Annotated in this window: 17 protein-coding genes and 4 pseudogenes; 11 read left to right on the forward strand and 10 right to left on the reverse strand. The window is 68.6% G+C overall.

Going from position 1 to position 19,900, the window contains the following annotated elements; all coding sequences use genetic code 11:
- Positions 1-34: 34 nt before the first annotated feature.
- The 4 genes and pseudogenes from ACWD10_RS08420 to ACWD10_RS08435 all read left to right on the forward strand — a co-directional run bounded on the left by ACWD10_RS08420 (position 35) and on the right by ACWD10_RS08435 (position 1,772).
- Complete coding sequence (locus tag ACWD10_RS08420; RefSeq protein WP_451088299.1) at positions 35-223, forward strand: hypothetical protein; 189 nt, start codon at positions 35-37, stop codon at positions 221-223.
- Positions 220-504 (forward strand): annotated as a pseudogene (locus ACWD10_RS08425) (aminotransferase class III-fold pyridoxal phosphate-dependent enzyme); the annotation flags it as partial. The gene ACWD10_RS08420 and the pseudogene ACWD10_RS08425, both read left to right, overlap by 4 nt.
- A gap of 389 nt (positions 505-893) precedes the next feature.
- Positions 894-1,025 (forward strand): annotated as a pseudogene (locus ACWD10_RS08430) (TetR/AcrR family transcriptional regulator); the annotation flags it as partial.
- A 402-nt stretch (positions 1,026-1,427) separates the two neighbouring features.
- Positions 1,428-1,772 (forward strand): hypothetical protein, encoded by a 345-nt coding sequence (locus tag ACWD10_RS08435; RefSeq protein ID WP_451088301.1) that lies wholly within the window; start codon positions 1,428-1,430, stop codon positions 1,770-1,772.
- A 135-nt stretch (positions 1,773-1,907) separates the two neighbouring features.
- Here the strand turns inward: ACWD10_RS08435 and ACWD10_RS08440 are convergent, their stop codons facing one another.
- Both ACWD10_RS08440 and ACWD10_RS08445 read right to left on the reverse strand, forming a co-directional pair.
- Positions 1,908-2,267, reverse strand: a complete 360-nt coding sequence (locus ACWD10_RS08440) for a DUF6233 domain-containing protein (RefSeq protein ID WP_451088303.1) — start codon at positions 2,265-2,267, stop codon at positions 1,908-1,910.
- Positions 2,268-2,460: 193 nt separating this feature from the next.
- Positions 2,461-3,510, reverse strand: coding sequence for an endonuclease/exonuclease/phosphatase family protein (locus tag ACWD10_RS08445; protein WP_451088305.1), 1,050 nt, complete (start codon positions 3,508-3,510; stop codon positions 2,461-2,463).
- Between the two features lie 121 nt (positions 3,511-3,631).
- On the opposite strand from ACWD10_RS08445, the pseudogene ACWD10_RS08450 reads away from it, so the two are divergent.
- Positions 3,632-4,013, forward strand: a pseudogene (locus ACWD10_RS08450) (substrate-binding domain-containing protein).
- 186 nt (positions 4,014-4,199) lie between these two features.
- On the opposite strand, the gene ACWD10_RS08455 reads toward ACWD10_RS08450, so the two are convergent.
- Complete coding sequence (locus tag ACWD10_RS08455; RefSeq protein ID WP_451088307.1) at positions 4,200-4,622, reverse strand: hypothetical protein; 423 nt, start codon at positions 4,620-4,622, stop codon at positions 4,200-4,202.
- Positions 4,623-5,485: 863 nt separating this feature from the next.
- Between ACWD10_RS08455 and ACWD10_RS08460 the strand changes: the two genes are divergently transcribed.
- The 3 genes from ACWD10_RS08460 to ACWD10_RS08470 all read left to right on the forward strand — a co-directional run bounded on the left by ACWD10_RS08460 (position 5,486) and on the right by ACWD10_RS08470 (position 8,515).
- On the forward strand, positions 5,486-6,562 hold the full coding sequence (locus ACWD10_RS08460; protein WP_451088309.1) for a tyrosine-type recombinase/integrase: 1,077 nt from the start codon (positions 5,486-5,488) through the stop codon (positions 6,560-6,562).
- Between the two features lie 4 nt (positions 6,563-6,566).
- Positions 6,567-6,905: a helix-turn-helix domain-containing protein gene (locus ACWD10_RS08465; RefSeq protein WP_451088311.1), complete on the forward strand. Its 339-nt coding sequence runs from the start codon at positions 6,567-6,569 to the stop codon at positions 6,903-6,905.
- Between the two features lie 197 nt (positions 6,906-7,102).
- Entirely contained in the window at positions 7,103-8,515 is a 1,413-nt protein-coding gene (locus tag ACWD10_RS08470) for a hypothetical protein (protein ID WP_451088313.1), read from the forward strand.
- Between the two features lie 149 nt (positions 8,516-8,664).
- Here ACWD10_RS08470 and fxsT read toward each other — a convergent pair whose 3' ends face one another.
- The 3 genes and pseudogenes from fxsT to ACWD10_RS08485 all read right to left on the reverse strand — a co-directional run.
- Positions 8,665-10,629, reverse strand: a complete 1,965-nt coding sequence (gene fxsT, locus ACWD10_RS08475) for an FxSxx-COOH system tetratricopeptide repeat protein (protein WP_451088315.1) — start codon at positions 10,627-10,629, stop codon at positions 8,665-8,667.
- 196 nt (positions 10,630-10,825) lie between these two features.
- The gene (locus ACWD10_RS08480) at positions 10,826-11,329 is read right to left on the reverse strand and encodes a hypothetical protein (RefSeq protein ID WP_451088317.1); all 504 of its coding nucleotides are present in this window, start codon (positions 11,327-11,329) and stop codon (positions 10,826-10,828) included.
- Positions 11,330-11,636: 307 nt separating this feature from the next.
- Positions 11,637-11,897: pseudogene (locus tag ACWD10_RS08485) on the reverse strand (hypothetical protein); the annotation flags it as partial.
- 34 nt (positions 11,898-11,931) lie between these two features.
- On the opposite strand from ACWD10_RS08485, the gene ACWD10_RS08490 reads away from it, so the two are divergent.
- Positions 11,932-12,063 (forward strand): hypothetical protein, encoded by a 132-nt coding sequence (locus tag ACWD10_RS08490; RefSeq protein WP_451088319.1) that lies wholly within the window; start codon positions 11,932-11,934, stop codon positions 12,061-12,063.
- A gap of 21 nt (positions 12,064-12,084) precedes the next feature.
- Here the strand turns inward: ACWD10_RS08490 and ACWD10_RS08495 are convergent, their stop codons facing one another.
- The 3 genes from ACWD10_RS08495 to ACWD10_RS08505 form a co-directional block, all read right to left on the reverse strand.
- On the reverse strand, positions 12,085-12,861 hold the full coding sequence (locus ACWD10_RS08495) for a hypothetical protein (RefSeq protein ID WP_451088321.1): 777 nt from the start codon (positions 12,859-12,861) through the stop codon (positions 12,085-12,087).
- 378 nt (positions 12,862-13,239) lie between these two features.
- Positions 13,240-14,145: an oxygenase MpaB family protein gene (locus ACWD10_RS08500; protein WP_451088323.1), complete on the reverse strand. Its 906-nt coding sequence runs from the start codon at positions 14,143-14,145 to the stop codon at positions 13,240-13,242.
- Positions 14,146-14,484: 339 nt separating this feature from the next.
- Entirely contained in the window at positions 14,485-15,069 is a 585-nt protein-coding gene (locus ACWD10_RS08505) for a transposase (RefSeq protein ID WP_451088363.1), read from the reverse strand.
- A gap of 259 nt (positions 15,070-15,328) precedes the next feature.
- On the opposite strand from ACWD10_RS08505, the gene ACWD10_RS08510 reads away from it, so the two are divergent.
- Together ACWD10_RS08510 and ACWD10_RS08515 are read left to right on the forward strand one after the other, a co-directional pair.
- Positions 15,329-16,669, forward strand: a complete 1,341-nt coding sequence (locus tag ACWD10_RS08510) for a proprotein convertase P-domain-containing protein (RefSeq protein WP_451088325.1) — start codon at positions 15,329-15,331, stop codon at positions 16,667-16,669.
- 122 nt (positions 16,670-16,791) lie between these two features.
- Entirely contained in the window at positions 16,792-17,730 is a 939-nt protein-coding gene (locus tag ACWD10_RS08515; protein ID WP_451088327.1) for a helix-turn-helix domain-containing protein, read from the forward strand.
- An 808-nt stretch (positions 17,731-18,538) separates the two neighbouring features.
- On the opposite strand, the gene ACWD10_RS08520 is transcribed toward ACWD10_RS08515, so the two are convergent.
- Positions 18,539-19,300, reverse strand: a complete 762-nt coding sequence (locus ACWD10_RS08520; protein ID WP_451088329.1) for a GNAT family N-acetyltransferase — start codon at positions 19,298-19,300, stop codon at positions 18,539-18,541.
- Positions 19,301-19,900 lie beyond the last annotated feature (600 nt).

Below are 19,900 nucleotides of genomic sequence, written 5' to 3' on the forward strand. Positions count from 1 at the left end.
CATAGCCATAGCCATAACGGGGATTGGTGCTCTCTTGTCCACGAATTCCGGTCTCGGCGCCGCGCGGTACTTCCGGGCAGCGGGCCAAGAGACCCTCGGCATCCTGGCCGACCTGATCGAACAGGAGCATCCGGTCTTCGCGATGCCGTCCTGGTTCATCACCGAAGAATCGGCCAAGTCGGCTTCGCCCGCGCCCACGGCGCCCGCATCGCCCTCGCCCTGACCGATGTCGTACGCCAGCACGACCCGGACCGCGACTACGTGGCCGAGTTGCAGCGGGTCCTGGCCGAGGAGACCGGGCTGCCGCACGCCTTTCCCGCGGTGAGCGGCGCCTCGGCGGTGGAGAACGCGCTGATCCTCGTCCGGCTGGACCGCCCCGAACGACGGCGGATCGTCGTCTTCAAACACAACTACGGCGGAAAGACCCTGGTCTCGCTGCTGGCGACCGCCGCGACCAAGACCCGCGCTCCCTTCGCGCCACTCTACGAAGACATCGTCTACATCGACCCGTACTCGGCGCGCGCCGCCGACGAATTCCGTACGGAAATCGCCTCGGGCCAGGTCGGCCTGGTCTGGATCGAACTGGTCCACGGCAGCTCCGATTCCTATGGGCCGATCCCCGATGCGCTGCTCGACGTGGTGGCCCGCGGCCGGACGGACCAGGGCTACCTGGTCGGCGTCGACGAGGTGCTGACCTCCTTCTACCTTCTACCGGTGCGGACGGCGCTTCGCCCACCAAGGCCGGCTGCCCGAGATCGACCTGATGAGCCTCTCCAAGGCGCTCAGTTACGGCTGCTTCCCCACCGGCGCGGCCCTGGTCCCCGACGCCTTGCACGAGGCGGCCGCGAAGACCAACCCCCAGCTGGTCGGCGAACTGCGCGAACAGGCCCGATGTCGACCCCGAGTCGGGCAGCCTCGCTGTGGAGACGATGGTCCGGCTCACGGTCAGCCACATCGTCCAACCAACTGCATCCCCCGAGTGGTGTGCCAGACGAATCGCTCGGATCGCCTCCCGGATCGCTTGAGCCAGTCCGAACGCAGCGACTGCGCTTGGAGGTTGATCTGACGGACCGCCTCGTCCCGCCCGCGGCCTCAGCCTCCGCTGCCTGCATCGCGGTCTGCGCCTGCTGCTCAGCCGCCTCGGCCTGGCGCCTTGCCGCGGCCAACATGGCCCGGCCCTGCACGGCGCCTCCCACGACTGCGCCGAGGAACCCCGCCACATCTGCCAGAAGAGCGGCTACCCCTCCGTCTATCTGCATGGGCCCGATCATGCCCGTGGCGGAGCCGCGCCAAAGCGAAGCGTGCCGAATTGACTGTTCAGGGAGCCGACGCGGTCCTTGTCGGATCTGTGAGCCGTACGGGCCGGAGTCGACGAATCGCCACGACTCCCCGGTTCTGCGAGGTGGGGTGGTGAAGCGTACGGCGTCGTGGTTATTCACCAGGAGAGACCCGGCGGCGTGGAGCTGGTGGAGGTGGACCCAGAGCCGGTGCTCGGATTCCACGTGGGTCCCGCCGCCGCAGTTCAACTGCGGACACGCCTCCTGGTGCCCGCGGCCGGCGGCTGGCCCGAGATGCCGCGCGAATTCGGAGAGGAGAAGCACATCGGCCCGGTCGTCGGGGCCGTCACCGTGGGCGACGGGGATCACACCCTCCTTGATCCGGTCGTCCAAGTAGGTGGCGGCCAACGGCACGCGACCCCGGTAGATGGGCAGCAGGAGCACCTCGATCCGCCGGAAGTACAGTCGGCTCTCCACCGGCGCGGTCGCCTGTAGAGGGAGCCGCCCGGTCAGGGGGTCCGGGGTCAGCCACTCCCGGTACCCCTCGTACGGCGGCCTCCTGTGGAACAGCGGATCCATTTCCAGCAGCCGCTGCTCCCGGCGCTGCCGCGCCTGCTTGGCCGGCGCCCGTCACTCCAGCAGGCCGAGCTCGGTGTCCGGTCGGCAGTGCGAACACGCCTCGACGCCCGCGCCGATGGCGCGCACCGCTTGGTCGCGGTCAACGGCGTGGCGCCGGGCGCCCGCCATGGGGCACCCGCCGACGTGCACCGTGACCGGATGGCGCTGTGCCCCAATGTCGATGTCGACCTCGACAACCCAGTCCGGCACCGGCGGCCGGGCCTCCTTGCCGCGGAGCCGCTCGGCCTCGCGACGCTCCTCGTCGGCGATCCACCGGTCGAGCTGCGCCAAGCTCTGCTCGGCCTGCTGCACCACGACCCGGCGGGCGGGCGAAGTGCAGCAATTGTGTGGCCCCGGTCTGCGAGTCACCATCGGGCCACTGTGACTGAGCGCTTCAGGTGGCCCCTTAGCGCCTGACTTGGCCCGCTGAGCGTCGGAGTTGGCCCCGCATGTGACTGGTCGCAATAGATGGCATCTGGTCGCGGATGCTGACACCAGCAGTCGGTGAACCCCGGTTCGGGCGCGTGTGCCAAAGCACGCTGGTTGTCACATGCGCAGGTTGTTGTCACCGAGATCCCCCTTCACCCAGTGCGATCCGGGCGGCGACCGGCAGATGGTCGCTGCCGGTGGCGGGCAAGGTGCGGATGTCGCCGACGGTCGCCGAGCGGGCCACGACCTGGTCGATCCGGACCAGCGGGAAGGCAGCGGGGAAGCTGAAGGCGAAGCCCCGCTCCGCCACGTTCATCCGTGAGGTCAGCGGAGCCAGCCCACGGTCGTCGACCGTGCCGTTGAGGTCGCCCAGCAGGATCACCGTCTTCAGCCTCTCGGAGGCGAGGGCCTTGCCCAGCATGCTGGCGCTCTCGTCGCGCCGGGCGGATGCAAGGCCGCTCGCCCGGATGCGGACCGAGGGCAGGTGCGCGACGTACGCGGCGATCTCGCCGTGCGGAGTGTGGACCACGGCCCGCAGCCCGCGGTTCCAGGACTCCGCGATCCCACGGGGTTTGATGTCCAACAGCCGGGCACCGCTGAGCGGATGCTTCGACCAGAGACCGACGGTGCCCCAGACCGTGTGGTATGGGAAGTCCCGGGCGAGCGTCTTTTCATAGACCGGCAGCGCAGCGGGCACCAGCTCCTCCAGTGCAATGAGATCGGGCTCGGCGTCAGCCAGGGCACGGGCCGTGCCCGCCGGGTCGGCATTCTCGTCGCTAACGTTGTGCTGCACCACGACCAGGTCGTGCGCGCCGGCCTTCGCCCCGGGCAGCAGCAGCCCGCCGAAGACGTACGTCCAGGCCGCCACCGGCAGGAGTAGGGCCACCAGCGCAGTGGCCGAACGGCGCAGCAGGGCCACGCCAAGCAGCACCACGACCACCAGGCCGAGCCACGGCAGGAACGCTTCCAGCACACTGCCCAGGCGGCCCACGGAGTTGGGCACCGCCCGGTGGAACGCCAACAGCCCCGCTGTCAGCACCGCCAGCGCGGCGAGCACCCGCCCCCGCGTCCAGGCCGACCTGCCCTTCGCGTCCTCGTCCCACGCCCACCGCCCCGCCCACCGGGGCGCTGCTGCCTTCACCGTCGACCTCGCGCCGCTGCCCACCGGCTCCACCTGGCTTCCCATCCACTTGCCCTCGCCCCCCAAGACGAGCCACCAGGTGAATCCGTTTCCGTTCCATCAGCCGACCGCAAACGTGGCACGGATTTTCCGCGCAGCTCAGCCGATCGGAACGGCGCCACAGCCGGTGATACTCCGGTCCTCCCAAGCCGATGGTGACAAGTGGCGTGCTGATCCGGTGACGGCCACCGTGCCTCGCCGGCACAGGACGGCAGATGGGCCGCTCAGTGCCAACGACCTGCTGGCCCTCGGCATGCTGCAGGCGCTCTACGCCGCGGGCGTCTCGGTTCCGGGCGACATCGCGCTTGTCGGCTACGACGGCATCGAGTTCGCGGCCGCGGTCGGTGGTGCCGCTGACGTCGGTGCGCCAGCCCGCCCAGCGGATGGGGCGGCTCGCCGCGGAGCTCCCCATCGAGGAGACCGGTGACGGCGAGCACGAGCATCAACGCATCGTGCTCGGGCCCGAGTTGGTCGTGCGCAGCTCCAGTATCGCGCCGCGCAGGAACTGACACCCGCGGCTCACCCCGGGCCGCGTCGGCACGGGCCGGCGCGGGACCGGTCCGCCTGAGCCGTAACGGCCGAACTCAGCAGCCCTGGGGGTCAGTTGACCTCCCAGGGCTGCCGAGTTGAGGCGGCGTCAGTCGAGCGGAGCGGAGCCCGCGACGTCGTACCAGCGGCCGCCGGCGCCATCACTTTCAATGTCGATGTAGATGCGGCCGTCGCCGGTGTAGGGGGCGTTCACGCCCCCCCGGCGAGGTGCAGTCGATGTTCAGCACGTCCCGGCTGTTGACGCCGTTGGTGTAGTCGCAGCGCCTCGTCTGAACGGGGCGGTTGTTCTTCTCCAGCCGGGACTCGACCACGAACTTGTCGACCTTGCGGGTGCCGCCGCCGTCCAGCACCCGGCCGTATCCCATCCCGTTGTACACGCCGTGGGACTCCGAGACACAGAATGTGTACTCCACGTCGATGTTCTCGCCCGGGGTGTCGAACTCCCGGACGAACGTGTGGCTGCTGCACTTCTCCGCGGCTTGGGCCGGGGAGCCGATCGCCATGACTCCGCCGAAGGCCAGGGACGACGTCGCCGCTACGGTTGCGAGACGCTTGAACCGACCCGTCATCAGGTGCATACCCCCTTGAGTGGTGATGGTGCTTGCGGGGCAGCCGAGTCGGGCCCGGCTGCGGCCGCCCTCAACGCGCGGTCTCACGCCTTGAGTTACCGAAGAGTATCCATCCGGGGGTCTATCGAACAAATGTGTACGGGACGTCCGCGTCCCCTCCCCGGCCTGGGGCGACTACTTGGCGCCGAGGCATACGCCTGCTGCGGTCGCCAGTTCCCGCCAAGTTCAACGGCGATCGGGTGGGCCAGGTCTGCGACGGTGGGCCGCTGTTCCATCTCTGTCTCCTGGTGAGAGAGGTTCCGCCGGGCCGTTCGCTGCTTCCGCTTCAGCGTGTACGCGCCCACTGACAGCGCCCTCCCTGAAGGGCGGATCATCTGCGAGCCTGGTCCGGGGCTGTTAGCGCGGGGTGAAGTCCGCGCACAGGCGAGCGGTTGGGCGTGCGTCGCGTCGGGATCGGTGTGGCGGTGCAGGTGGAAGTGCACGCGTACCTCGCGCCGTTGACAGACGCCGCCCGGGGCCGGGGCGGTGGTGGTCATCCGGCGCTCCCGGGGCTGCGGTGGGTCAGGCGGCGCAGGTCGGCTGCGCGGTTGCCGGCGGGCTGGATAGCGGAGATCCAGCGGGTTCCCTGGTGCCCTCACACGGACAAGACCGCCGTTCAGCCTGTTCAAGGGGTCTCATGGAAGCTCCACTCGATGGTGTGAGGTTCTGACGATTACTGACAGATTCCTGCCGCACGGCCCGTAATTTGCGTGCTCGTGGCGGATTCCGGGACTCGCCGCTTCTCCGTCATCACAGGCGGGGACGGCGATGACGTACAGGACCGGCCAGGCGATCGAGCACACCCAGAGCCTGGCCTCGCCGACGTGCGGACGCTGCAGCGCAAGGCTGCGGACACCTCGAGCCCAGATGACGAGCGCGCGTTGTTTCAAGACACCGTTGCGGAGTACTTGTGGGCCCGTGACGTTGCCGGCCTGTCGCCGCGGACGCTGGAGTCCCTGGTCAAGCCCGTCCTGCAGATCTGTTCGTTCTACGACACCGTCCCGTGGCGCCTGACACCCCGGGACGTCGACTGGTACTTCGCCGGCCCAGGCAAGGCGCCGAAGCACTCGACCACGAGATCGAAGATCACCAGGATCGACGGTTTCTTCGCCTTCCTCGAGCAGCGCTACGCCGGCGAGATCCTGCGGAGCTTCGGAGCCGCGGTCGAGTCGCCCATCGACGCATTCAACCGACCTCGCCACCGCGGGGACTTCGGACTGCGCATCCCTCCGTCGGCCCGCGCCACCAAGGAGTTCTTCGCTTCCTGGCGCGAATCCCTGAGCACTGCTCGCAAGTACCCGGTGGCCCCACGCAACTATGTGATGAGCAAGCTCACCTACATCTCTGGCGTGCGGGCCTCGGAACTGTGCGGCGTCCGGATCGGCGACATCCACTGGGAGAACGGCCAGTGGGGGCGCTTCCTCGTCCGTGGCAAGGGCTCGAAGGGCTCCGGTCCTCGCGAGCGCGAGGCGTTCCTCTTCCCAGAGGGACGCGACCTGCTGTGGTGGTACATCGAAGAGGTCCGCGGAGAGTTCTGCGACGATCCAAGCGACCCTCACGCACCGCTGTTCCCGTCCGAGCGAGTGCCGAGCGCGGTTGCCGCGCTCAACCTGCCCGTGTCGCCGCCGATCTTGCCGGATTCCTTCCGAAGGGTACTCAAGGCCGCATCCAAACAGCACCTGAAGGGGCCGGTCCAAGAACTGTTCCCGCACCTGCTGCGGCATGCGTGCGCCACCCACAACTACGAGTCGGGGATGCCGCTTTGGGATGTTCAGATTTTGCTGGGCCATACCTGGGCCTCCACGACGGTCGGCTACCTCGCCTCGGCGAAGGGCGACCCGGAGCGGCAGAGTCTGGAGTCTTCCCGGCGAGCAGTTCGCCGACTGAGTTGGGAGTCGTGAACCGATGAAGTGGAACCTGCGCTGGGCAGCCGCCCGGCGTGACATCTGGCGGCCCACCCAGTTGCTCGCCGCCTTCCAGGAAGTCGGCTTCAACCCGTCGCTGAGCAAGACGGCAGCGCTGTGGTCGAGCAAGCCAGTCACGGTCCGGCTCGACGACCTGGACATGATCTGCACCGCCTTGGACTGCACCGTCGCGGACTTGCTGGAGGCCGAGCCGGTCGCCGCGGCGAAGCCATCGGAGTCCGGTCGCCACGCGGTCGGCGAAAGCGGGAGCACCGAGCAAGTTCGTCCGATCCCCAAGCCGGGCAGCGGAGGCCGACGTCGCTCGCTGCCTCCCAACTGAGGGGCACAGGTATGCCCCGTCACCGCGAGGTCGCAGACGGCAGTTGCATTCACTGCCTGGCATGGGCGAATGACCGACTCACCCTTTGCATCGGATGCCGCGGCTGGCGACAACTGCACCCCGAGGTGTCCGAGTGCGAGCGATGCCAACGTCGCCTCCCGCTGAAGAGCGGCAAGTGCCGTTTCTGCACACTGCTGTTGAGGGAAACCGAGACCGACGTCAGCGGCATCGCCCTGGTCGGCGGAGACCAACTCTGGTTCGGCCGGGAGTTCGCTCTGCGCAACAGCGACAGATACTTGAGCGGGCACTCCCAGGGCCGCTTCAAGGCCAAGCACAGGCGATCCCGTGCAGCCTCCCTCACCCGACGGCCCACATCGCCCCACGTCGTCGACCCCGCGCAACTGGAACTGTTCCCCACACCTCCCCGGGACTGGAGCCGACTGCACCCCGAAGACGAATACGCGCTCACCCCAGAGGCCAAGGCGCTGCTCAGCGACTTCTCCGACTACCTGCGCGAACAAGGAGTCGACCCCCGCTTCGCCGGGACTGGGAGCCTGCGCACATTGCGCGTACTGACCGCTCAACTTGGCGTCGAAGCACCCATCCGCGAAGAGGACGTCAACGTCATCGCCACCCTCAGCGGCCACCACAACGGACGGCGTGTGATCTGCTTCCTGCGACAACGTGGCCTCTTGAAGCCCCGGCCGGTGACCAACGCTGAACTGGTCCGTGCCCGGAAACTTGCCGACTCTCTGCCTGGCCCGTTCGCCGACGCGGTTCACACCTGGATCGACGTTCTCCTCGGCCAAGGCAGTCGATCCAACCCCGCTCTCGCCTCCGGGACGATCTACGTCTACGTCCAGAACGCAGCCCCGATCCTGAGGGCTTGGGCCGCCTCCGGGGCAACCGACTTGAGACAGATCACCAGAGAGGACATCGAAACCGCGATCTTGGATCTGCCCCACTTCCGCCGGCACTCCGTCCATCCCCCGCTTCGCTCGCTGTTCCGGGCTCTGCGACGCGAACGAAAGATCTTCCGTGACCCCGCCCGCAGCGTCTCGATTCCCCAGGCGGTTCGACTCCCAGTTCCTCTCCCCTCGGACAGGCTCAAGGGGATCTTGGGCAAGGTCGACGACGTCAGGAGCCGTTTCATCGTCGCGCTCGTCGCCGTCCACGCCCTGGCCCACGACGACCTGCCGTCGCTGCTGCTCAACGACCTCGACCGAGCCCGCGGGCACCTGCGTGTCCGCCGCCGGGGACGCCTTGATCACATCGTCTATCTCGACGAACTCACCACCGAGTTGGCGACGGCATGGCTTCGCGAGCGACATCGTCGTTGGCCCAGAACCACCAACCCCCACCTGCTGGTCAGCAGGGTCTCCGCAGCAGACGAGGCTGGGCCGAAGATCAGTACCGAGGTCACTAAGACCGTCTTCGAGCGTGTCGGAATCAGCGCCAGCAAACTGCGCCAGGACCGCATTTACGACGAGGCCCGACACACCGCCGACCCCGTCCACCTGATGCGCATGTTCGGGCTGGCGACGTCGACGGCGATGAAATACATCATGGCGACGCACCCCGACAAGCAGGCCGATCCGATTCAACCCTGAGAAACGGATGGACCGATCCTCGGCTGGCTGCTGTCGGCGTACGCCCAAATGTACAGGTTTACCTGCTCAGGCCAATGAGGATTCGGGGATGCCTCATGGCGGCTGCCTTGGGGGTGTGCACCTTGCGAAGGGACCGGCCCGAAGGTAGGTCACGTCGGCCTGGTGCCGCCGTCGCGTTCGGCCATAGCGTCAGCAAGTCCCTCTCGGACGCTCCTGGTGAGCGGGTGGTCAGCGCCCAGCAGCTGCTCGCAGTCTGTGAGGTTCTGCTCGTACAGGGAGATGGCGCGGGCGAGGTCGCCCGCCAAGTAGTAGGTGTAGGCGAGGTCATGGCGGGAGTCCAGGGTGTCGGGGTGGTCTTCGCCCAGCACCCGACTCCGGTCGGTGAGTGTCTGCTCCAGCAGGGCAACGGCGCTGGCCAGTTCACCTTCATCCGAGTACGCGGCGGCGAGGTTGGCGCGCAAGGACAGCGTGTCGGGGTCGTCTTCGCCGAACGCCCGCTCCATGCCTGTGAGCGTCTGCTCCAACATCGGGACGGCGCGTGCGAGGTCGCCTGCCCTGAGGTAGGCGCAGGCGAGGGTGCCGCGGGATGTGAGGGTGTCAGGGTGGTCCTCGCCCAGCACCCGTGCCTGGCCGGTGAGGGCCTGCTCCAACATCGAGATGGCGCGGGCCGGGTCCCTTGCTGAGAGGTAGCTGTAGGCGAGGTTGTGGCGGAGGGTCAGGGTGTCGGGGTGATCTTCGCCCAGCATCCGAACCCGGTCAGTGAGGGCGCGTTGGAGGTAACTGATCGCGGATGCGACAAGGCCCTGGGTTTCGAGGAAGAGCCCTGCCCTATTGAGCATGTCGGCAGTGGCGGCTGTGTCTGCAGCGGTTTGGCTGGCGACGGCGTCGATGTGGGGGAGCAGAGTTCGCCATGTGGGCCAGGTGGCGGGATCACTCCATGTGGTGGGCATGGCGGCGAGCAGGTTGGTGGTGGCCTGTTCGCGGGCGTGGTCGATGTGCTGGGGCGTGCGGTAGGGGTCGTCGGGGGCGGGGGTGCGGGCGAGAGCCTGGACAAGTCTGTGGACGGCAAGGGTGCCGGTGTCGCTGGGGGTGATCATGTTGTAGGCGGTCAGCAGACCGATCGCCGCGTTGAGCGCGGGTGGGTCGGTGAAGCCGTCCGCCAGGGTGGTGGGGATGTTCTCGGGGGCGTACCAGGCCAGTGTGCGTAGGAGGTCAGCGGCTGCTGGCTGGACAGCGGTGATCTGGTCCAGGGTGATGGTCCAGATCCGGGCGATGGTGCGCTCTGCCGGGGTGGTGGCCCCGCCTTGGCCGAACATGTCCGCAGGGTGCTGGGCGAGCAGGTTCAGGTAGTCGCTGGGCGTGTTGAGTGGGTTCTGGGCGAGGTAGGCAGCCGCCTGTTCGATTGCTAGGGGCAGGTGGCCCAGTTCGGCGCACAGGTCGGCGGCCCCGTCCAGGTCGCGGGGGCCGGCTGCGGTGGTGATGCGGGTGAGCAGGGCGAGGGACTCGGCCTGGTCCAAGATGTCGAGGCGTACCACTGTGGTGGCGTCGCTCCAGGCGGTGACGAGACGGCTGGTGATTAGGAACCGGCCGCTGGGGGCGCGGGCGATCAGGGTGGCGATGTCGGCGGGATCGTTGACGTTGTCGAGGATGAGCAGCCAGCCGGTGTGGCTGGCCAGCCATTGCAGTCCCCACTCGGCGAGTGCCTCGGCTGGCAGGGCCTTGGCCAGGACGGGCTGTAGGGCGGTAGCAAGGCTGGCCAGGCCCTGCTGGACGTCGGCGGGGCTGTCGGCGGTGATCCAGCGCACCGGTGCACAGCCGTGGGGGCGGGTGGCGGCCCAGTGGGCGGCCAGGGTGCTCTTTCCGACTCCGCCTAGCCCGTGCACCACTTGCACCAGTGCCGTACCGGGGGTGTTCAGGTCGGCGTCGAGGCGGGCGAGGTCATGGGAGCGGCCGACGAAGTGTTTCGGCCGGTGTGGCAGGTTGTCCAGGCCTGCGGGGGCGTCCACCTCGGCGGGAGGTCGCAGTGCCTCGGGCGGAAGGTGCACGGTGGGGCTGAAGATGCCGGTGATGGCGAGTCCGCCGTGGGTGGCAGTCGCGTTCCCGCTTTGGATCACAACCTGCCCAGTATCCCGGGCTCCGGGCGCCGCAGCCGACAAGGCGTCGCGGGGAGCCCACCGTGCGAAACGGTCGCTGCCTCCCGCCGCCTCCGCAGACGCGGCGGCAGCCTTGCCTTTGCCTCGCCTGCCCCTCGGCCATCGGACCATGCCGGCTCCTTGGCTAGCCTCAATCAGTTGCGGTGGCGCCAGGCAGTCATTCGTTGACGATGCCGCTGACAGCGCCGGAACCAGTCCCCTCGGCCTCCGCGTCTCCTGTGTTTACCGCCGTTGCGGGACCGGTCTGGCTGCCGCCCGTGCGTTTGACACCGGTGACCGCGCTGCCACCCTCGCGGGCGACGGCCTTCCCCGTTCCGATGGCCACATCACCAGTCGAAGCGGCGACGAACGACAGCATCTCCCGCAGTTGCTCAGCCGCCCGCTCCTGCCCGGGCACGTCGAGGGTCTCCAGCAGAGCCTCGAACCGCCCCTGCCACACGCCTTCCTGCCGCAGACGTTCCGTGGCGATGTCATCGGCGCTGCTCAGGGCTTCGGCAGTGTGGTCCAGGCGCTCAAGCTCAGCATCTGCCCGCGCGGCGCCGCCGTGCGCGAAAAGATCCCCAACCCGTCGCCGCAGGCCGTTCCACGCATCGGTCCCTGCGGCCTGGACCACTGCGGTACCACCAGCCAGTGCCAGGGCCGTCAACGTCTCGACCAGCATGTGATCACCACTCTCCACAGACAGGCCACGTCCTGGTGTCTCATGCCGGGCGGCCACTCACGTGCATCAGCCTTCACATCTAGCGAAGCCCACACCTCCCGATCCTGCAAAAGCGCACCGTGCTGTGCACGTAGCCGCGGACCAGGCTGGGCAGCAACACGCGTACAGCGACAGCTGCTGATCGACCGGATGCTCGAGGATGCCCCGCGAAGTTACGGAACCCATCGCACACCCCGGCCTACGCCCCTAGAGGACCGGCGGGTTCACGCTCGATCCCCTCCAGGAATTCGGGAACCCGTCGGCTTCGGTCGGCCCAGGCGTGGAGCTGTGATCCGGCGGTTCCGTCGTTCAGGACCCGTCCGCCCGCGGCGTCTGCGTTGTCCGGCTCGGAGGGTTGGGCGGGGGTGGGTGCGGGGGTGGTGTGGCCGAGGAGGGCGAGGGCGGCCTGCGGTCCGTGGTCGCGGCGGGCGGCGGCGACGGTGTCGAGGTCCCATACGGCCTGGCCGACCACGGTGCGGCGTGGTCCGCGGGCCTCGACGGTGCCGCGGACCAGGAGCAGCCCGGAGTGGCTGTTCGTCGGCCCGCCCGGGGTCGGCAAGACCATGCTTGCCGTCGCGCTCGGCCGGGCCGCCGTCGACGCCGGGCACCGTGTCCACTTCACCAACGCTGCTGAGCTCGCTGCCAAGTGCCACAAAGCTGCTCTTGAAGGCCGGTGGAAGAGCTGCATGCGGTAGTTCGCTGGTCCCGCCTTCTGATCATCGACGAGCTGGAGACGGCGCCCCGCCCTGTTCCAGGTGATCAATCAGAGGTATCTGAAGTCCTCGACGATCCTGACGACCAACGTCGGTATCGCTGACTGGGCCGGTGCCTTCGGCGACGCCACCGTGAGCTTCCCGAAGCGTCCGGCCGGATGGGCCGCAGGCTTTCGGGTCAGCGTCGATAGAGCTGCCACATGGCAAGTTCGTCATCGTGCGCACGCAGGCGTTCGACGGCCTCCATGGGGGTGCGTTGTTCGGTGAGCTCGTAGAAGAAGAACAACGGGGCGAACACGCTCGCATAGCCGAACGGGGCGCCCCGAGGGGCGATATAGATGCTGGCGCCGGCGTCGAGGAAGGCGTCGGCGAGCGCAGGCTCCCCGTGTCGCAGCCGGTGACGAAAGTGACGCTGCCTGGCAGCCGGAAATGTTCGCGTACTCGGTCTGGCCCGATGGCACCGTTGAACGGCTGGAATCTGCTCAGTTCCTCGGCGACATCGTCCATCAGGATGCGTCCCTCGTCGCCGTGGCAGGACACGATCACATAGGGGGCGATCGGTCTGGCGCCGTCCAGCGCCGCCACCAGGTGGCGAGGCTGGCCGACCCGTAGATAGTTCACATGAACGCCGAAGACTTCCAGCCCGTCACGCAACGGATGCGCGAACCCGCCCTCGATGTCGATCAGGTCAATCTCGGTCCAGGCCAGGCGACCGGTCTGGACCTCGCGCACGCGCGACGGACGCTGAGTCGCCAGCCACTCCTCTTCTTCTCCATGCATCACTCGGCTTCTCCGTGCATCACTCGGCCAAGATGCCACGGACACAGCCGTCGACACCGCTGATCACGAATTTGCGGTCAGAGCCATTTTCAGGAAGCCTCAACACCGCGCTGCAGGGCGTCGAAGCTGTCGACACCCGCTCCGTGCCTGATCACTCGCTCGTCATTCTCCACTTCGACCGGGCACGTCTCGGAGGCTGCTGACCTCGCAGCCTGTCACCGCGGCCGCGAGCTGAATCACCAGCACGAACCCATGGCGACCGCATCGGGTTAAGGGTCGCACCCCGTCCACACTGGCTGTGGGTCGGCGTCTCCGACCTCATGGTGATCTCAACGTTCACGTGGGGCCGAACTCAGCTGGCTGCGGGCAGCGTTGGACTCACTCCGCTGAAGTGACCGCCGACGCGTCGGTGTGCGGCACGGGACAGCCCCGAACGCCCGGCGTCGGGTATGTGCCGAGCTCGCCCACGCGATACCCGTTCGGGTACCCCTTGATCTCCCAGTTCTGCCGGGCGTAGTGCGGCGCGGTGCGCGGCGGCATCAGGCGTACCGCGCGTCCGCGCAGCCGCACCGCGCGCCTGACCAGCGTGCGGGTGGCGGCGCCCGGCGGTTCGTAGTGGAAGGCACGCAGCAGCGGTTCGTCGAGCAGGGCGAGGGTCGAGGTGCGCAGCAGAGGCGCCAGGGGGCGCGGATACCAGGAGGCCATGAGGTCGAGGGTCGCGTCGGAGACCCTCCGCGCGCCTTCGTCCCACGCGAAGTGGGCCTCTTCGTAGGCGTCGAGACACTGCTCGAACTCTTCGTAGGAACCCGGGATGTCCTGGATCCCCATGTGCCGCCCCAGGGTGCGGTAGTAGACGGCGGAGGCGACCGTCTCGTGGCGTGACAACCGACGCCATCCGTAGGCATCGATCCACCGCTTGGGCATCACCACGAACGTGCACAGCACGTATCGCATGTCTTCATTGCTGATGTCGTAGCTGCGGTGCATCTGGTTGATGCGGCGGATCGCGGTGCGCCCCTCATCCGTACCGAAGCCGTGCTCGAGGACGGTATCGAGGAGCAGCGATGTGTCGTCGTACCGCTTCTGCGTACGGTCCGTCAGTTCCCTGGTCTCGGCGAGGAGTCGGCCGATGCTGGGAACGGCATAGGTGCGATAGAGCGCCAGCTCAAGGGCGCGGGTGAAGTCCCAGGGGAACTCGTAGGCCGCGGTGAGCCGGTAGATAGTCAGAGCGTCTTTCTTCGGATCCATACGCCGGATCTCCTTGAGCCGCTCGTAGCGCTTCACCGCACAGTCCCCCTTCAGTCGCCGAAGCTCCAACTCTACTTTGGAGTAGGCAAGGTGACTGATCAACAGCGCTGGCCGCGACCGGGGGGAAAGTGGCCCCGATGTTCGACAAGCTCCGCAAGCTGTGGCGCACGGAGGAAGCCGTCCACGGCGAAGAGGAGCGCGCTCATAACCTCTTCGAGGCAGCCGCGGTCGGCCTGATGCCCGTGTGCGTGGGATCGGGGGCAGGCCGGTGGCTCGAGGGCAGCGGGGCGGTGTTCGGCGCGGCCTCCGTCGCGCTCGACTCACGCCCTTTCCTTTGCTCGCGGAGTGTCGGTGGGCGTGGCCTGCGCCAGGAGGCTATGCGCGCTGCTGAGGTTTTCGGTTCGGGGTGACGTCATAAAACGGGGCCGGGATCAGTCCGGTCTCGGCGATGAATCCGTCGAGCAGGCTGGGTTGGTACGGCATCCGTTTCAGGCGCGTACGTGCCAGTGCGGCGAGTTCGTCGATGCTGCACGGGACCAGGTTGCCCAGGCTGTTCCTCAGATGGGCCCACACGCCCTCGGCGGGGTTCAGGTCGGGCGTGAACGAAGGGCAACGGAGGACGCTCAGCCAGCTCCGGGCCGCGATCAGCTCGCGCATCGCGGCGTCGACATGATGGGTGTAGTTGTCCCACACGAGCACGACGGGCCCGCCAAGCTGCTGGTGGACCGCGTCCAGCAGGCGGGCGAAGTCCTTCTCCCGTGGGGAATCGTCAACCTGCGGGTGGCAGGGCCGGTGGAAGGGCGCGGCCCGTTCGTTTCTCCGGAGCCGGTTGCGTAGATCCCCAGGTGGAGGCGTTGGCCGCCTCGATGGCGGGCCATCGTCACGGGGGAGGGGCAGCCAGCTGGCGGATGAGCTGCCGCAGAGTCGGCAAGGTGCCTGGCGGCCGTCGAGTTTAAAGATTCAGTTGGTCGGGCGACGCTCGCCTTGGTGGGTTGGGGGATCGGCCGCTGCTCGCGCTGAGGCCCGTCCTGACCAGGCACGATGCCAGTGCCTGCGCAACGGGGCCGGCCAGTTGTTCAGCGTTTAGAGCGTGGGATTCAGGTTTTGCATGCTCCGCTCCTTTCTCTCGTTGCTCCGCCCTGCGGACCGGCGGACATTACCCGGCGGTGGCGCCCGCGTTGCTGCGAGGCGCGTCCCCCACCCCGCAGAAGGAGTGAACGTGAACAGACGGATACGTACCGTCCTGACGGCCCTCGGTGCGGCGCTCGCCGTCGCTGTCCCCGTGCTCCCGGCAGGCAGTGCCGGGGCCGCGGCCCCGCCCCCGTCCCCGGAGCAGGAGCTCAAGCAGGTCGTGCGCGGCGCCATGCAGGACCGGCTCGGCGCCCAGGCCCGGAGCGGCTACGGCCGAGCGCCCTCGGCGAAGCTGGAGATCCTGGTCGAGCCGCAGCGGTGGTCCGACAACAGGGCCTGGACGTTCGGGAGTTCGGTCTTCCTGATCCCCCGCGGTGTCGAAACCGCCCCCGTGGTCTCGCTGTTCGTCGCCCGGCGTTCGGGCAGCACCTGGCAGGTCGGCCTCCAGGGCACTGCTGCCTTCGCCGCGCTGTCGCACCGCGCGCCCTCCACGGTAGTCAAGGACCACGAGCGCGCCCCCTTCGCCCGTACCTCCTCGCCCGAGACACCCGAGCCGCGCGCGGCCACCGGCCTTTCGCTGCCGTGGCGGCAGAACGCCGGCTGGGCCCACTGGGGCGTGCACGGCAACAGCGGCACGTCTCGCCCGTACAACTCGATCGACTTCTACGGCGGCGACGGCAACGTGCGTGCCTCGCGGGCCGGGACGATGTACCGGCACTGCACCAGCGGCGGCCGGTGGCCCTACATCACGGTGATGCACGACAACGGCTACACCACCGGCTACTACCACCTGCGCGACACCACCGAGAAGTCCTCGGGGAGCACGGTGGCCCACGGCGAGTACCTCGGCAGGATCGCGGAGGAACTGCCGTGCGGTGGCTCGGCCAACGGCGACCACACGCACTGGACCCTGTGGTCGGGGTCGGACGGCAATACTCCGGTGGCGGTGCAGGGCAAGGAGATCGGTGGCTGGACCTGGCACGAAGGGTCGGCGGCCTACCAGGGGTACGCCCAGCGGGGCAGCACCCGCATCTACCGCAACCAGTGCTGCAACCTCATCAACTACGGGGGCGGCGGCGACCCCGGCAGGTTTTTCGAGAACACCGCCAACGTCGACATCCCTGACCAGGGCCAGGCCGAGTCGCCCCTCACCGTGAGCGGGATCAGCGGAAGCGCGCCCGCATCCCTGTCGGCATTCCAGGATGTCCACCACACCTGGCGCGGCGATCTGCAGATCGATCTCATCGGCCCCAGCGGCAGGGCCTACCGGCTGCGCAGCCCCGACCCCGACGACGACGGCGACATCATTCACGAGACCGATACGGTCGACGCGTCCGCGGAGACCGCGAACGGCGTCTGGAAGCTGCGGGTCAAGGACACGGCGGTCAACGACAGCGGCTATGTCGACGCGTGGAGCCTGACCTTCTGACCTTCTGACTGACCGCAGAGAGGCGGACGACTTGGTCCGCCGATCTCGACTGCACTTCCGCCCCCAGGGTACCTTCGTGCACGTCCGGGGGCGGATGTCAGCCGTCGGGGAGGACTCGGCACATGGTAACCAGCGCGCGCACCGCACCCGGCCACGGACAGCCAGAGCTCCCGTACGCCGAGTCCTTCGACGAAGTCTTACGGACAGCCATCCGGGCCCGCGGCCTCAGCCTCGACCGACTGCACGCCCGGCTCGCGGAACGCGGCATCCGGGTCAGCGTCGCCAGCCTCTCCAACTGGCAGCGAGGACGCTGCCGCCCGGAACGCCCGCCTTCGCTGCACGCCGTCCGCGCCCTGGAGCAGATCCTGGGCCTGCCGCAGGAATCCCTGGTCGCGCGGCTCGGTCCGCCCCGTCCCCGTGGCCGCTGGGCCCGGCACGTCCCGGGCGCGCTGTCCTACCGCGACCTGTGCCCGGTGCCCGGCAGCGTCGGCCGGCTCCTTGGCCAGATCGAGCCAACCGCCGACGGGCAGCTCGAATGGCTGGGCTGTCACGAGCGGTTCCAGGTCGGGCCGGACCGCGAGGAGCAAAGCGTGCACACCCGGCTGGTGTTCCGGGCGCGGGCGGACGGGGTCGACCGCCATGTGGTCGTCCACCACAACGAGTTGGGTCGGCTTCCGGACCTCCACCGCTGCGCCTACTGCCGGACGGGCCGCGTACGGACCGACCCGGACGCGGGCGTCACGGCGGTGGAACTGCTCTTCGAGCGGCCTCTCCAGCGCGGCGAGACCTATGTGATCGAGTACGAGTTCGGCTACCGGGAAGCCGGACCGCCAACGGGCTTCTACCAGCGCTGGTTCCGTTTCCCCGCCCACGCGTACCTGCTGCAGGTGCAGTTCGATCCGGCCGCCCTGCCCACCCGCTGCTACCGCAACTGGCAGCCCAACGTGTCCACACCGGCCCACACTCTCACCGAACTGCGCCTGACCAGTTGGCACACCGTCCATCTGGCCGACACTCTGATCCGCCCCGGGGTCCATGGGATCCGCTGGGAGTGGGACTGACCTGGCTCAGGCGCCTGGATCCGCCAGCGATATGGTGCCGCGCGGGAACGATCGTTGATGCGCGGGCAAGGACAGTGCGATGCCGGATGCCTGGCCGGACAGGCCGAGTGAGTAGGGCGACGCAGACTCGCGTTTCGGTGAAGGGCGCCCGCTGGCCGACGGCAGGAGCGGTGCGACTGTAGGCGGCTTCGTGGATGCGGATCTCCCCGTCGGTGTAACTGCTGAGGTCGATCGCGGCGTCAAGGTTGTCGCGCGGGTCAGCGAGGGCCGTGCGGAAGTCCTCGAAACACGGCGGCCCAGGTCTCGGGGGAGGTGCCGGCGAGGGTGATGCGTTCGTCGAAATAGAGGCGGAAGAGGGCCCGGTCGGTTTCGGGGGTGTCGGTGGCTGGGGCGGCCGGCGTGCAGCAGGTCGCGGGCGATCAGGGCAAGTAGGGGGCGGTCGTTGGGCCCGTTGCCCGCCGTGCAGACCCACACGACCACCGAGCTGATGGTTGTTCCCAAGTGGCGGAAGACCGGAGCATCCCGCCAACTGCATGGAGAGCTGCTCGACCATCAGGGACTCCGACGTTGTGACCCTGTTCGTGGACACTGCGCACCCGCGAGTCGAAGCACGGTACGAGAGTCGGGGGTACCGGCAGGTCGACGAGTCCAAGCCGTTTGAGGGCTCGCCGTGGTTCGCCGTGATGCTCAGGGACCTGTTGAGGACCGCCGTCTGATCAGCCAGCTGTCTGCGCGCCCGTGTCACCGGCCGTACCGCCGAGCGGGGTTGGCGGCCGTGGGATGGGCGGTCGGCTGCTCGCCGTTGAAGTCAGTGCGGGGCGATGCGCGCCGAGACGCAGGGGTCCTCGTCGCGGTAGCCGAGCCGGTCGTAGAGGCGTTGCGCGGCCGCGTTGCCGGCGAGCTGCCACAGGGTGCACAGGCCGTGCTCGCGTACGGCACGCCTGGTCAGCCAGGCGGTGAGCGCGGCGCCGAGGCCCTGGCCGCGCTGGGCCGAGTCGGTGGCCACGGACGCCATCAGCGGCGTTGCGCTGTCACGCAGGCTGCTCAGCGCGCCGCAGGCGACGAGCTGCCCGTCAGCGCCCCGGATCCCCGCCCAGAGGCTGACGTCGGCGGAGCCGGGGCCCGTGGAGTGGGCCGGGCTGTGTTCGGCGAGGAAGGCGACCAGCTCTTCGTGGTGCTCCTCGCCGAGCTCGACCACTCGCTCCTCGCCGGCCATCGAGGACGGCTCCGTGAGCGTCCAGCGGAAGATCCACTCGACGACCTCGGTGAGCCCAAGCCGCTCCCGCAGGAGCGCATCGACACCTCGAGGTCCGGTGAACTCCCGTATGTGTCCGGGGAGTTCGTGCTCGGCGCGGAGGATGAGTCGCGCGGCGGCCGCCGCGTCGCCGACGCTCCACACATGTCCGCGCCTGGCATCGAGCCAGGCGACGGCGCCGTCGCAGGACCAGCTGGTGCGGTCGTCCTGGTGCTGCCGGGCAGCGCCGAAGCGCAGCAGGGCGGCGCCGGACTGGCGCTCCAGGCCCTGGTCGAACAGGTCGACGGTCCGAGATACAAGAGTCGTTGCCTGCATCGCTCTCTGCCAAGGATGGGGAGTACGGGAAGATCGGTTGCCCGGCTGGCCAGGGCGCCCCGACGGCACGGCAGGAACCGTGAGGTCGGGGTCGGGGCCCCGGCAGCGACTGCGCACGAGGCGCGCCCGGCTGGCCGGGACGGACACTGTGACATATGAGCCCCTGGGCGGGGCAAATCGGGACCGCATACGGCCCTACCTGCGAGAACGGCTCCCGCGGACGCACGGTCCACGCGTCGGGGCCCGCCTCTCGTGCCGCGGAGCGCGGCCCCCGAACCGCGCGACGCTGAGTCCGAGGGCAGCGCGGGAACCAGCCCTCAGCCCGGCTCCATCCCGACGCCCCGGTCCCGCACCCGCGTCTCACACTTCGCGGCACTCCTGCCCATCAGGTAGTGAAGCGAGCTCCTGCGAAGTGACAGGCCCGCCGTCGCGAACGGGCTGGCCGATGTCGGACGACCAACTGGGCCTGACAGCGACACTGTGAAGACCTTGTGCAGCACGACACTAGGGCGTTTCTCTTGGATCATCGTGCGGCCCAGAGGAAGATGCCTGCGATGAGTAGTCCGGCCTGGTAGATGGCGGCGGTTTTGTCGAAGCGGG

Source organism: Streptomyces sp. NPDC002851, assembly GCF_053591935.1.